We start from the raw sequence: 14,041 nt of genomic DNA, 5'->3' as shown, positions 1-14,041 counted from the left end.
ATGAACCTTCCTTGTCAATTTTATCACCAGCCCTTTACCAAAGACTGACCAATTATTGTGCAGATATTTACTCAGAAAACGTGCATTCTCTGTGGCGCATCCTCCATTCAGGATTTCTGCCAGCCTTGCTATGATCATTTGCCGCGAGTGCCGCTCAACCATTGCCCGGCTTGCCTATGGCCGGTACCCACGGCGGAATTATGCGGCGCATGCTTGAGCAAGCCGCCCGCATTTACCCGCACCATTGCAGCAGTGCGTTATACATTCCCCATCGATGCGCTGATTCATGCTCTGAAATATCAAGCGAATCTGGCCATCGCCCCGATTCTGGCCGGTTTACTCATCGCAAAATTGCACACCATCGACGAAAAGCCGGATGTCATCATTCCGATGCCACTGCATCCGCTCCGATTACGGGAACGCGGATATAATCAGGCCATCGAACTGAGCCGCTATCTCGCGCGGCACATGAAAATTCCTTTATTGCCTGATAGCTGCAATCGAATCCGGCATACGCCACCGCAGACCGAACTTCCTTGGAAAGATCGGCACAAAAATATTCGCAACGCATTCAGTTGTGAAATGGATTTGTCTGGACAACGCATCGCCGTGGTGGATGATGTGATGACAACCGGTGCAACTTTGAACGAATTGGCTAAAATACTCCGTCGGCAGGGCGCCGTTGAAATCAATAACTGGGTTGTGGCCAGAACGTTGCCGGAAACCGGCTCCGGTTAAAATACTTTTTTCTTTTCTTTATGACAGAGCATATTTCATCATTGCGACATGTTTAACATTATTCTCCATCAACCAGAAATCCCTCCCAATACGGGTAATATCATCCGCTTGTGCGCCAATACCGGCTTTCAATTGCATCTGGTCAAACCGCTGGGATTCCCGTTGCAAGACAAGCAATTGCTGCGCGCTGGCCTGGATTATCATGAATTCGCACGCATCAAGGTGCATGACAGTTGGATGGCGTGCAGTCAGAGTTTGCAGGGACATCGCATCTTTGCAGTGACTACCAAAGGAAAGCAATGCTATGACACGGTACAGTACGTTACTGGAGATGCGTTTTTATTCGGCGCGGAAAGTTGCGGCTTACCGTCGCACCTGCTCAATACTTTTCCGGAGCTCCGGCGTATTCGAATTCCGATGGTAGCAACCAGCCGCAGCTTGAATTTATCGAATGCCGTCGCAATCATCGCTTATGAAGCTTGGCGTCAGGCCGGATTTCCATCCGGCCAATGACTTTTGTTTACTGCAGATTGAGATTTTCGCTTAGGATGCGCGGCGTCACGAAAATCAGCAACTCGCGTTTGTCATCCTGCTTACTGGTATTACGGAACACATTTCCAATGACTGGAATGTCTCCAAGCAAGGGTACCTTATTGACGACATTATTCTCGGTTCGATCAAAAATCCCGCCTATCACGACAGTACCCCCATTCTCGACCAGTACTTTAGTAGTCACTTGTTTGGTATTGATCGGCGGTGGCAGGAACTGATTGATCGGCGTGCCGATTTTGTCTTGATTGACATTCAATTCCATATCGATCTGCCCATTGTAAGTGATCAGTGGTTTGACTTTCAGCCGCAACGTGGCGTCCATGAAACGGATACTGGTGGCGCCGCTGCTCGTCGCTTGCTGATAGGGCACTCGGTCACCCTGCTCGATGATCGCTTCGATACCATGCGCAGTCACGACGCGAGGACTGGCGATGACCCGTCCTTTTCTATCGGTTTCGAGCGCAGACAGCTCCAGGTTGATCAACCGGCCATTGTTTATTTTCATCAGGCTCAATCCCAATGCTGCCGGCCCTCCGAGCAAGCCTGTCGCTGCTGCCGCCGGCAAGTTGACGTTCAGGTTGTTTGCGCCACTGCCAGCCGGACTGCCTCCAGCAAGAGCACTGGAATCGGTCAGATTACCCGAAATACCGAGCCTCTCGCTACCCAAGCCCGTTGAATTCTGAATACCAAACCGCGCACCGAGGTTTCGGCTGAAAGTATCAATCGCTTCGACGATGCGCGCTTCAATCATGACTTGCCGCTCATACACATCGAGCCGCTGGATGCGTTTTCTGACTTCATTCAAGCGTGCGGGAATGTCGGTGACTGTCAACGTGTTGCTGATTTCATCCAGGTTGATCGTGCCGCGTTTGCTGAGCATTCCTTCGAACGAAATGGAGTTGACTCGACGGTGATTCAGATGAAAAATTTCCGACCGCACAGGTTCCATATCCGCGATCTGCAATTGCGCTTCCAGGTCTAGCAATTCTCGATCAGCCATTTCCTTGCGAGGCGCCACAAAAATCACGTTGCCGGTTTTACGTTTGTCGAGGCCGTGCACTTGCAGCACGATATCCAATGCCTGGTCCCAGGGCACATCCTTCAATCGGATGGTCAGGTTTCCGGTTACGGAATCACTGGCAATAATGTTTAGATTGGTAAAATCGGCAATGACTTGCAATATCGCCCTGACTTCGACATCCTGGAAATTGAGCGACAGTCTTTCACCGGTATAACCGCCATTGATGCGTTTCTTTTTGGCCAGTTCTTCATCCTCATCGACCACCGCGCGCACTTCCAAAACAAATTGACTTCCCGATTGACGGGCAGAATGCTCCCACCGGCCATTGGATCTCACCGTCATGCGGACATTGTCGCCCTTCTTCGAGGTTTCGATGATATTGATGGGGGTGGCAAAATCGACAACATCGAGGCGCCGTTTTAAGCTGCTGGGTAAGAAGGTATCCACGAAGTCGACAAAGATATCATCGCCTTGATGCTGAACATCGACGCCTGCATTGGCTTTCGTCATATCGACGATGATCCTGCCTTCACCATTCGGGCCGCGGCGAAAATCAATGTCGCGGAGTGTATTGACCTGATTCTTGGGAGTGTCCTCAGCAAAGCGGACGACGGTATCCACCGCTTGATTCTCGGCGATTGCCACCAGTCTGATGAAAATCATATTGTCGACAGCGCGAATCTCGTGCCTCATCAACCGTGACAGATTCAGCACCAGCCGAGTGCGATCCCCGACTTGAACGATATTGATGCTGCGCAATTCTCCTTCTGCAGCTTCTTGAAGATTCTTGCCCAGGCCATTTGCGACTTGATGAAAATCGAAATAAATGCGAAAAGGATTGCTTAATGAAACACCCACCGGAAGTACCGGAAGAGGGTGATCTAATGCCAGCTTTGCGACGACTTCCCCATTTTGGATATTGGAGATCTCGATCGAACGTATACTATTACTGCTATTTTGAGAAACTTCTAAAGGCTGAATTTCTTCAGCAGAAACCGTGGTAACAAAAAAAATCAACAGCGCTGTCTTCCCCAACCCTAGGATATTTTTTTTCATTGTCGAAAGCTAACATGGTTTACTTCTAGTTCTTTAGCATGAGTGCACTAGTACGTTCTGTCCATTCATTCACGCCCCCTTGTACTATTTCCACTAGCTGCACTTCGACTTCTGAAATATGATCGATTTTCCCAAAGTTCTGACCTAAATAATTGCCTTTCTTAACACGATGAAGCGTACCTTCCGGAGACTTAATCAAAGCAAAAATCAAGTCATTCTGCTGAAGCGAACCTACCATTGACAGGCTCTCCAGTGTATAAGACTCCAGTGCTTCCTTGCTGCGATTTAAATCAGGTTGAATGCCACTCATCGCGCTGTGTGCTTGATCATTTTTACGTGGCAGAAACGGAGTGGGTATATCGAATGCTTGATAGGTGAAATTCTTATAGGGCCTGACTTCAGGCAATGGGTCAATCTTTCCCTGTAATCCATTTCCGGAATCATGTACGAAAGATTCCAGGTCACTATAATCATTCTGACTACAAGCCGTTATCATCATTGAAGAAATAATAAGTAGTACTAGTAGGAATAACGGTCGTATCATAATTCATTTTCCTCCAGCCTGCTTCGTTATTTCTTCTTCGTCCAAATAACGAAAAGTCTTCGCAACCGCCTCCAGCACTAGCTTTCCATCATTTCCAGGGGCAATATTGATGTCATTCAAGGTCACAATCCGTGGTAATTGTGCAACATCACTCGCGAATGCGCCGATATCATGATACTCGCCAATCACGCGTATGGTGATCGGTAATTCTGCATAAAACGCTTTTAAAGTCTCATGTTCAGCCGGCTTGAATAGCTCGAACTGCAATCCCCGTCCCAAGCCCGCTTGATTGATATCGACGAGTAATGCTTCCATTTCGGATTTGTCGGGTAATTGCCTCAGAAGCGCACTTAGCGAGTGTTCAATTTCCTTCAGCTGTTCTCGCAAAGCGGGAAGATTGACGGCACTTCTCTTTTTTGCCAGATATGTTGTTTTCAAGGTTTCTTCCTGAGCTTGCGCACCTTCCAAGGCCACGATCTGATCCTTCCATATGAAGAAATAGCCTGAGAACAGGATGCCGACAAAGAGAATCGCCAGTGCGCCTCTTTTAAACGCATGTGGCCAGTTGCCAATATTATTGATATCAAGTTGGCGTAATTCTTCAATCCATGTATTCATCGCATTATCATCTTAGATTGGGCTCATCCAGTTGAACCTAAATAGAATTTCATGATTCATCGATTGCTGCCTGTTTCAGTTTGACCCGCATATTGAATTCATTCTGGCGAGCGTTGTTTACCGTGATTGCTTTGATTTCGATCAAGAGCGCGGATTGCAAATAAGGCGACGATTCCAGATTACGCATCAATGTGGAAACCCATGCGTTCGATTGCGCATATCCTACCAAATTGATATCACGGTCCACTTGCTTGACGCTGCGCAAATGCACACCATCGGGCAGCAGCCTTACCAGTTGATCGAGTAAATGAACAACCTCAGAGCGGCTGTGTTGTAGCGTTTCGACAATCTGTTTACGAGATAACAGCTCCTGCGTGCGCGTCTTGATCTCGCGTATCTCTGCAATTTCCTTATCGAGCGCAGCTATTTGATCATTGATGTATTGATTGCGCCCATTCTGATAAATAATCTCTCCGTCGATGAAGGTATAGATACCCCATACCACAGCGATACCCAAGAATCCGACAATGCCTGCAAAAACGGCAATTTGCTGTTGTAATGCCTTGCGCTTTAATTCACGATGTGGAAGTAGATTAATGCGTATCATGATGGATCGAAGCTACGTAATGCGAGACCACAAGCGATCAATAGTGCAGGCGCGTCCAAATTGAGCTGCTTTGCCATGACTCGGTTCGATAGCTCCATACTAGAAAATGGATTGACAATGAAGGTACTGACTTGGGTGCGAGAAGCAATAATTTCATTCAAACCGGGAATAACGGCACAACCGCCCGCAATAAAAATATAGTTGACCTCAGTATATTGAGTAGAGGTATAAAAGAATTGGATAGCCCGCATCACTTCAATTGCCAAGGTTTCACAAAAAGGCTGCAAAACATCCGCTTTATAGCTGTCGGGCAATTTTCCATTTTTTTTGGCGGCCTCTGATTCTTCTGAGGAAAGATTAAATTGATTGCTGATTTCCTGGGTTAATTGATTACCTCCAAAAGGCTGATCCCTGGTATAAACTTGTTCCCCATTATGAAACACATTGATTTTCATGACAGTGGAACCAATATCCACGAGCGCGATCACTTGATTCTTACCGCCTTCAGGTAACTGATTCAGTGTCAGTTCGAATGCGGCTTGGGCTGCATAGGATTCGACATCCATTACGATTGCTTTAAGCCCGGCAGATAATGCAGCGGCCACTCGATCTTCGACCTTTTCTTTGCGCGACGCGGCAATGAGTACTTCTACCTCGTCCACGCTATCCGACACCGGCTTGACGATCTGGAAGTCCAGGTCGATTTCATTTAATGGAAAAGGAATATATTGACTGGCTTCATTCTCGACCTGAAAAATCAGATCATCTTCTTGTTGACCGGCAGGAACAATAATTTTCTTGGTGATCACATCGGTTACCGGCAATGCTAGCGCAACATTCCGCTGGCGAGTACTCATGCGCTTCCATCCGCGCTGCATGCACTCACTGACCACTTCTAAATTTACAATACCGCCTTCCAGCATGGCATCATCGGGCAAAGGTTCAATCGCATAGCGTTCGATGCGATAAGTTTGATCTCCTTTGTTTGACATCGACAATTCGACCATTTTTACCGATGAAGAACTAATATCTACCCCAATGAGATGAGGCGATTTCATCTTTAAGAAATCCAGATTGAGATCAAATTTTTCCTTGAACATTGGTTTATTTGAAGCGATACTCGTAAGATGTACGTTAAATTACCCAATTAAAGCCAAACCTAGGTAAACTATCTGCCATTTATTTCATGAAAATAGTGAATTAAACAGTCAGGCTAGATTCTGACAGAATTAAAAAAATTTCATCCGTAGAAAAACGGTCGTTATTACCCCTATAACTCTGAATTAACGCTTGTATCCATAAATTGATCCCACATTCATGTTAGCTCGCTGGTTGTATTATTTGTTTGTTTTTTTGTCTGCATTAGGTTTGATTGGCGTTTTATTAGCTGGATTCGCTGCGCTGGTCATCTACTCAAATCTACCTTCCTTGGATACATTGACCGACTATCGGCCCAAAATACCGTTACGGATATATAGTGACGAAGGGCTTCTGATCGGAGAATTCGGTGCTGAACGGCGCAATGTAGTAAAAATTTCTGAGGTTCCCGAGCACCTTAAAAACGCAATTCTCGCGGCAGAAGATGATCGTTTTTATGAACATGGGGGGGTTGATTATATGGGTGTATTACGTGCCGCCTATTCCAATTTCTCGGCAGGTAGTGTACGGCAAGGCGCCAGCACTATTACCATGCAAGTAGCCCGAAATTTTTTCCTGACGCGAGAAAAAACGCTTACCCGAAAATTCAGCGAAGCGCTGTTAGCCTTCAAGATCGAGCATAACCTCAGCAAAGATAAGATTCTGGAACTTTACATCAATCAAATTTATCTTGGACAGCGCAGTTATGGATTTTCTGCCGCAGCCGACACTTATTTCGGGAAATCACTGCAAGACATTAATATCGCTGAAGCTGCCCTGTTAGCTGGGTTACCCAAGGCGCCCTCGAGCTATAATCCGATCAGCAATCCCAAGCGCGCTAAAAGTCGGCAACTTTATGTGTTAGGAAGGCTGCATAAACTCAATCACATTTCCAGTGAAGAAATGCATGAATTGGAAAAACAACCGATTCCGGTTAAGAAACAGTCAAAAGTCTTTGCGATTCCCGCGGATTACGTCGCCGAGATGATCCGTCAAGTCATTTATGACCGCTATCAGGAAGAAGCTTATAGCAAGGGAATCAAGGTACACACGACCATCCGCCAGATCGATCAAGAAGCCGCTTTGCAATCCTTGCGAAAGAATGTCCTGGAGTTTGATAAGCGCAATGGTTATCGCGGTCCTGAAGCATATATCAACCTCGCGAACTATGGCGTCAATCAGGAAAAAACCCTGGATGATGCACTGGATGAAATCAGTGATATCGACGATATTTATCCCGCCATCGTACTTTCTGCCAAATCCAATGCAGTACAAGCCTATCGTAAGGGTGGTGAGATTATCGAAATTACCGGAGAAGGTTTAAAGTTTGCACAGAAAGCGCTGGCTGTCAAAAAAGAACCTGGAAGAAAATACATCAGTCCGGGCGCACTTATCCGCATCCATAAAGACAAGAAAAACATTTGGCATATCGTGCAACTTCCCGAGATTGAAGCCGCACTTGTTTCGCTGGATCCTCATGATGGTGCCATTCATGCCCTCATTGGCGGATTCGATTTTCAGAAAAATCAATTCAATCATGTCACTCAGGCTTGGCGGCAACCTGGTTCAAGTTTCAAGCCGTTTATTTACTCAGCAGCTCTGGAAAAAGGATTTACACCCGCCACCATCATCAATGATGCACCGCTCTCCTTTAGCGCGACTCAAACGGGTAGCCAATTATGGGAGCCCAAAAATTTTGATGGAAAATTCGAAGGTCCTATGCGCATGCGTACAGCCTTGGCAAAATCAAAAAACTTAGTTTCCATTCGAATACTGCAAGCTATCGGTATTCAATATGCCCAGGATTACATTACGCGATTTGGGTTCGACGCTAACCGCCACCCGCCTTACTTGCCGATGGCGCTGGGCTCTGGTTCGGTTACACCGATGCAAATGGCAGTGGGATACGCAGTGTTTGCCAATGGAGGCTATCGAATTGCTCCATATCTGATAAAAAGCATTGAAGATGAAAAAGGTACTATTCTCGAGCAGTTTACACCGATAACCATTTCAAATGGCGCAAAGCGCGTGATCGATCCCCGCAATGCCTTCATCATGACCAGCATGATGCAGGATGTGATCAATTATGGCACCGCAACAAAGGCAAAGCAGTTGGGGAGAACCGATCTCGCAGGGAAAACCGGTACCACTAATAATTTTGTCGATGCTTGGTTCTGCGGTTTTCAGAAAGATCTCGTCACTGTGGCATGGATGGGATATGACGAGCCAAAATCGCTCGGCAAAAATGAAACCGGCGGTCGCGTCGCATTACCTCTTTGGATGGATTATATGGCTCCGGTTTTAAAAACTATTCCGGTAGCAGAGTATACGCCTCCGAATGGGGTTCTCGCGGCCAGGATCAATTCGGCCACAGGATTCAGGGAATCGTCCGGAGGAGTCACTGAATATTTCTTCAGTGAACAGCTTCCACCTATATCAGACCCTTCGCCACCAGTAATCGATAATTCACCTAAAATGACAAAAGATTTGAGAGATCAATTATTCTAATCCTACAGAGTGTCATCCTTTAACCATTCAGCGACCTGCAACGCAAAATAGGTCAGTATTCCATCCGCTCCTGCCCGCTTGAAAGAAAGCAACGCTTCCAGTACGCATGCTTTCTCATTTAACCAGCCGTTCATTGAAGCCGCTTTGAGCATCGCATATTCACCACTAACTTGATAGACGAACGTGGGGGCGCCATACTGATCTTTGATGCGGCGCACGATATCCAAATAAGGCATGCCCGGTTTAATCATCACCATATCGGCTCCTTCATTCAGATCCAACCCAACCTCCCATAATGATTCGTCTGAATTTGCAGGATCCATCTGATAGGTATATTTGTTACCAGCGCCCAGATTTGCTGAGGATCCGACTGCATCACGAAAAGGCCCGTAAAAACTTGACGCATACTTTGCGGAATAGGCCAAAATTCGGGTATGGATGAATTGTTCGCTATCCAGTCTCTGGCGAACGGCGCCTATGCGTCCATCCATCATGTCGGACGGCGCAACCACATCAGCTCCGGCTTGTGCATGAATCAGTGCTTGTTGGCAAAGAACGCTTACCGTTTCATCGTTCATCACATATCCGGACTGATCAATTAAGCCATCCTGTCCATGACTGGTATACGGATCCAATGCAATGTCTGTAATGACCCCAAGCTCGGGGAAATGATCTTTTAGCTGCCTTACTATTCTAGGTACCAATCCATCCGGATTATAGGCTTCGCTCGCGGTCAGGCTTTTTAATTCAGACTCAATAACCGGAAATATTGCCAAGGCAGGAATACCCAGCCGCAAACATTTCTCAGCCTGCAGCATGAGCGAATCCGCACTTTGCCTGATTACACCGGGCATGGAAGCAACATTTTCAATACGATTTTTCCCTTCCAATACGAACACGGGATAAATCAAATCACTAACGCGCAAATTATTTTCTTGAACCAAGCGTCGAGAAAAATCATCTCGCCGCATACGGCGCATTCTACGTTGAGGAAATTGACCTATAAACATATTTGATTGATATGTATAAATATAAAATTATTAAAAAACTCAAGGGAACTTATTGAATCACTATATCCTCCTATACATGGACATCTTGATCGTGTCCCCTGTCTTCCCTCCCTGAGACAGGGCCTTAAGTGATATTAAGGCAGCTCCCCCCGGTTTTACTCCCCTTTAACCGGGGGTTTTTTATTGCCTATCAAAACCACATATTTTTTCTTCATAAAAATGTTTACTCTCCCCTATACATCATTGGCGCTCGAACCACTGGTTAATTAACGTACTCGCTTCGTCGACGCCGGTTGCATTCAAGCTTGAAAATAATTGGATACTGCATTGAGGATAAGTATTGTTAACAAATAGAGAAACTTCTTTTAGAGTATTCTGAGCTCGTTGTTTGCTCAGCTTATCAGCTTTAGTCAATAATATATGAACTGCTTTCCCAGTTGGAGAAAACCAATCAAGCATCTGAACATCTAGTACTTGAAGAGGATGACGAATATCCATTATGAGTACCATTCCTTTCAGAGATTGGCGAGTTTGTAAGTATTTACTTAACAAATTTTGCCAATGTTGCCGAATCGAATAAGGAACATTGGCATATCCGTATCCTGGTAAATCAACCAGGAAATTTTCGGCCTTCAATTTAAAAAAATTAATCTGTTGAGTACGTCCAGGTGTTTTGCTGACAAAAGCTAGGCGATTTCTGTTAGACAGTGTATTAATAGCACTTGATTTTCCAGCGTTAGATCTGCCCGCAAATGCAATTTCAATTCCCGCATGCTTTGGCAAATCGTTTAAATGATTTACAGAGGTAAAGAAGGTGGCGTTATGCAATTGAGACATCAGATTAATATTCTAGAATATTCTTTTTTGAGCAAGGTCGTTAGCAATCATTACCAATCCCTCCAAAACCAAATTCTCGATATGGACGATGGGAAGTTTAATGAAGGGCATCAGCTGATAAGCACCCCCTCCACTCAGGATGCAATTTCCTACCGGATGATTTTGCTGTGAGAACGAACTATACATTCGTTCAATGGCGCCAAGCAAACTTTGGATCACACCGCTATAAATTGCATCATCCGTGTTTATCGGAAAATCTTGATAATCGCCCTTGGCCACGCTCATCAACTGAGTTTTTGCTTTCAATCCATCCATCATGGCATGAAAACCGGGAAGTATCAGGCCACCCAAAAAGTGCCCTGAAGCTGAGAGAGCATCAACAGTCATTGCTGTTCCAACGTTGACCACAAGACAATTCTCTTTTTGAAATTTTCGCGCGGCTATCAAGGCTGCCCACCGATCACTCCCCAATTGCGATGGTCTTGAATATGCGTTTGTAACTCCGCATTGAAATGATTGAGCCAAAACCCAATCGGGCTTGACAGGCCAACACGAAGTCAGAAAAGTAAGTTGATCTCGAATAGCCTCATCGGACACATGGGAGATCACGATCATGTTGGGTTCGGGTAAATTCAAAAAAACATCATTCAGGGATTCTAATTGACTATTATGAACTTTATCCTTCTTAACCCATACATCACCAGCATAAAATCCCCATTTCACAAATGAATTGCCTGAATCAATCGTTAATATACTGAGTGCCGTCATTTTTGATGCGTAGGGAAACATCTCCTACATGGAATGATTTTGTGCCTTGTTCGGTAACCAAACGCAGTGACCCATCATCACCTATCCCTCTAGCTATTCCTTCTATGACAGAACAATCGGGTAATATCAGGTTAATGACTTTTTCTTCAAAAGCATGAGAACTTATCCACTCTTCTTTGAAATATGTGAAGCCATATTTTTCAAAATCGATCAGCATATGATGTAATTTGGCCAGTAATGTTCCACAAAAAACACTTCGATCTATCATTCTTCCAGATAATGAGTATAGATCTGTAACAGGATATTCAATATGAGCTTTAACTTCATTATTAAGATTGAAATTAATTCCAATACCAATCACAGCATATGATAAACGGTGAGCATGGGATTTAAAATCCACCAAAACACCTGCGAGTTTTTGATAACGAGCATCGGATACAATGTCGTTAGGCCATTTAAGACAAACATCAAAAATTGAATAATGATTCAGAGTTCGAAGAATAGCCAAACCAATTACCAAGCTCAAACCGGCAAAAGCTGAAATATCTTCCTGCTTGCACCAGCGTCCAATTGAAAAAGTTAGACTACCTCCGAGACCGCTATACCATCGGCGATCAAAGCGACCCCGGCCACTAGTCTGCAGTTCTGCGGCAACAATAGAGGTATTTTTAGGGTTTCTCTGATTATCAATATATTTTTCTTTATATTGATCAAGGAGATAATTATTTGTTGATTTGGTGACATCAATAATAGTTATTTCGTAAGAATCATTGGAAAGTTTTGCTTCATTTAAAATGCGTTCCGAATCTAACCATTGCACGGGTTTTTTCCAACAATAATTGTGATTCCAGGTTGATATCAACCTGATTTTCAAGGAGTCTATTTCATCAAATGCCTTGAAAACTTCATAACAGGAGCATTTGAATCGATTTGAAATAGATACAACAGAATGACTTAGACCATCACTTAGCAAGTGAAGTATTTGAAAAGCAAGAGAGTTCATAAATGCAGATTATTGCTTAGAGAAAACTGACTAATGAATAGTGCGATCAAACTCTTTATACACTGTACTAATCTATCATTTATCTTTCTGATAGATGTAAGTTAATGCGTTCCATACTCTTAACGCTTAAACTCATTCACTACACTAATCAGTCTTCACCAAATAAATCCTACACTTAATAATAGAACCACAATTCGAGGAGAAAAAAACTAAAAATCTAAAATAAGTTCACGCATCTGAGTTATTAGATTCAGATTTGGACTCAACAACTTTAATATCTGGACTTTCCACTAATTGGACCAGAGCCATCGGAGCATTATCACCTTTCCTAAAGCCATACTTGAGAATTCTGATATAGCCGCCAGGTCGAGACATATAACGTGGACCCAATTCAGAAAAAAGCTTCACAACGATATCTCTGTCGCGTAGCTTATTGAATGCTAATCTTTTATTAGAAAGAGTAGAATCTTTACCGAGCGTAATTACGGGTTCAACATATCTTCTCAACTCTTTGGCTTTTGGTAATGTAGTTTTAATCATTTCGTACCGCAGTAATGAATTGGTCATGTTACGAAACATGGCTTTACGGTGACTACTTGTTCGATTCAGTTTTCTTAGAGAGTTATTGTGGCGCATGATTTAAATCCTTTGAGATATTTTCAAGATTAGCGGGAGGCCAATTATCAAGTTTCATACCAAGAGTAAGTTCTCTTGCCGCTAGAACTTCCTTAATTTCATTCAAGGATTTTCTGCCTAAATTAGGAGTTCTCAATAATTCAGCTTCAGTTCGCTGTATTAAATCGCCAATATAATATATGTTTTCTACTTTGAGGCAATTAGCTGATCTTACAGTAAGTTCTAAATCATCAACAGGTCTCAACAAAATCGGATCGATTTGAGGAATTTGAGGTTGCTCCTTAGTTAATGGAGTACTCTCAAGATCAGCAAATACAGACAATTGCTGAACAAGAACTCGCGCTGCATAACGAATAGCTTCCTCGGGATCAACGATACCATTCGTTTCCAAATCCATAACAAGCTTATCAAGATCTGTCCGCTGCTCAACACGAGCGCTCTCGACAGTATAACTGACGCGCTTGATAGGACTGAATGAAGCATCTAAGAGGATGGTACCAATGGTTTTATCGGAATCCTTATTCCGTCTAACAGTTGCGGGAACATATCCACGCCCCTTTTCAACTTTTAATTGAATATCGATTTTACCGCCAGCTGTAAGATGAGCAATGATATGTTCTGGGTTCATGATTTCAACATCATGACCAACTTCAATATCGCCAGCTGTCACGACGCCTTTTCCAGCCTTTCTCAAAGATAAAATAGCTTCACTACTATTATGTAATTTAAGGACTATTCCCTTAATGTTGAGCAAAATATCAACGACATCTTCCTGTACACCATCAAGCGCTGAATATTCATGAAGTACACCAACAATTTTTACCTCAGTTGGAGCATAGCCAGCCATCGAAGATAATAAAATACGTCGTAAAGCATTTCCCAATGTGTGGCCATAACCTCTTTCAAAAGGTTCCATGACGACTTTGGCATGTAAAGGGGAAATGTTCTGAACATCAATAATACGAGGTGTCAATAATTCATTACCTTGCATAGTAAGGTCCTTTGC

Annotated in this window: 14 protein-coding genes; 3 read left to right on the top strand and 11 right to left on the bottom strand. The window is 44.0% G+C overall.

The annotated features are described in order from the left end of the window. Positions 1–57 precede the first annotated feature (57 nt). The gene (locus ABF87_RS06870; RefSeq protein ID WP_160828401.1) at positions 58–738 is read left to right on the top strand and encodes a ComF family protein; all 681 of its coding nucleotides are present in this window, start codon (positions 58–60) and stop codon (positions 736–738) included. Between the two features lie 48 nt (positions 739–786). Then, a complete protein-coding gene (locus ABF87_RS06865; RefSeq protein ID WP_160828400.1) occupies positions 787–1,251 on the top strand; it encodes a tRNA (cytidine(34)-2'-O)-methyltransferase in 465 nt (154 codons plus the stop codon). A 7-nt stretch (positions 1,252–1,258) separates the two neighbouring features. On the opposite strand, the gene ABF87_RS06860 is transcribed toward ABF87_RS06865, so the two are convergent. The 5 genes from ABF87_RS06860 to ABF87_RS06840 are packed head-to-tail and all read right to left on the bottom strand — an operon-like array spanning position 1,259 to position 6,236. Continuing rightward, the gene (locus ABF87_RS06860) at positions 1,259–3,367 is read right to left on the bottom strand and encodes a type IV pilus secretin PilQ family protein (protein WP_160828399.1); all 2,109 of its coding nucleotides are present in this window, start codon (positions 3,365–3,367) and stop codon (positions 1,259–1,261) included. A 25-nt stretch (positions 3,368–3,392) separates the two neighbouring features. After that, entirely contained in the window at positions 3,393–3,911 is a 519-nt protein-coding gene (locus ABF87_RS06855; protein WP_160828398.1) for a pilus assembly protein PilP, read from the bottom strand. 3 nt (positions 3,912–3,914) lie between these two features. Further along, a complete protein-coding gene (locus tag ABF87_RS06850; protein ID WP_160828397.1) occupies positions 3,915–4,529 on the bottom strand; it encodes a type 4a pilus biogenesis protein PilO in 615 nt (204 codons plus the stop codon). Positions 4,530–4,578: 49 nt separating this feature from the next. Beyond that, positions 4,579–5,136 carry a PilN domain-containing protein gene (locus ABF87_RS06845; RefSeq protein WP_160828396.1) on the bottom strand — a complete coding sequence of 186 codons (558 nt, stop codon included), beginning with the start codon at positions 5,134–5,136 and terminating at the stop codon, positions 4,579–4,581. Further along, the gene (locus ABF87_RS06840; protein ID WP_160828395.1) at positions 5,133–6,236 is read right to left on the bottom strand and encodes a pilus assembly protein PilM; all 1,104 of its coding nucleotides are present in this window, start codon (positions 6,234–6,236) and stop codon (positions 5,133–5,135) included. Before ABF87_RS06840 ends, ABF87_RS06845 begins: the two co-directional genes overlap by 4 nt. Positions 6,237–6,453: 217 nt before the next feature. On the opposite strand from ABF87_RS06840, the gene ABF87_RS06835 reads away from it, so the two are divergent. Continuing rightward, positions 6,454–8,781 carry a penicillin-binding protein 1A gene (locus ABF87_RS06835; RefSeq protein WP_160828394.1) on the top strand — a complete coding sequence of 776 codons (2,328 nt, stop codon included), beginning with the start codon at positions 6,454–6,456 and terminating at the stop codon, positions 8,779–8,781. Between the two features lie 2 nt (positions 8,782–8,783). Here the strand turns inward: ABF87_RS06835 and hemB are convergent, their stop codons facing one another. The 6 genes from hemB to rpoA form a co-directional block, all read right to left on the bottom strand. After that, a complete protein-coding gene (gene hemB, locus ABF87_RS06830) occupies positions 8,784–9,791 on the bottom strand; it encodes a porphobilinogen synthase (protein ID WP_240143570.1) in 1,008 nt (335 codons plus the stop codon). Between the two features lie 240 nt (positions 9,792–10,031). Then, on the bottom strand, positions 10,032–10,628 hold the full coding sequence (gene yihA, locus ABF87_RS06825) for a ribosome biogenesis GTP-binding protein YihA/YsxC (protein ID WP_160828393.1): 597 nt from the start codon (positions 10,626–10,628) through the stop codon (positions 10,032–10,034). A gap of 12 nt (positions 10,629–10,640) precedes the next feature. Beyond that, on the bottom strand, positions 10,641–11,396 hold the full coding sequence (locus ABF87_RS06820) for a type III pantothenate kinase (RefSeq protein ID WP_160828392.1): 756 nt from the start codon (positions 11,394–11,396) through the stop codon (positions 10,641–10,643). Next, a complete protein-coding gene (locus ABF87_RS06815) occupies positions 11,368–12,216 on the bottom strand; it encodes a biotin--[acetyl-CoA-carboxylase] ligase (protein WP_160828391.1) in 849 nt (282 codons plus the stop codon). The genes ABF87_RS06820 and ABF87_RS06815 overlap by 29 nt, the downstream gene beginning before the upstream one ends. A gap of 411 nt (positions 12,217–12,627) precedes the next feature. Next, the gene (gene rplQ, locus ABF87_RS06810; RefSeq protein ID WP_160828390.1) at positions 12,628–13,035 is read right to left on the bottom strand and encodes a 50S ribosomal protein L17; all 408 of its coding nucleotides are present in this window, start codon (positions 13,033–13,035) and stop codon (positions 12,628–12,630) included. Then, the gene (gene rpoA / locus ABF87_RS06805; protein WP_160828389.1) at positions 13,022–14,026 is read right to left on the bottom strand and encodes a DNA-directed RNA polymerase subunit alpha; all 1,005 of its coding nucleotides are present in this window, start codon (positions 14,024–14,026) and stop codon (positions 13,022–13,024) included. The genes rplQ and rpoA overlap by 14 nt, the downstream gene beginning before the upstream one ends. Between the last annotated feature and the right edge of the window lie 15 nt (positions 14,027–14,041).

This window comes from Nitrosomonas sp. JL21 (genome assembly GCF_009833095.1).
Taxonomy (GTDB): Bacteria; Pseudomonadota; Gammaproteobacteria; order Burkholderiales; family Nitrosomonadaceae; genus Nitrosomonas.
This window is presented reverse-complemented; position numbering and strand designations above follow the sequence as displayed.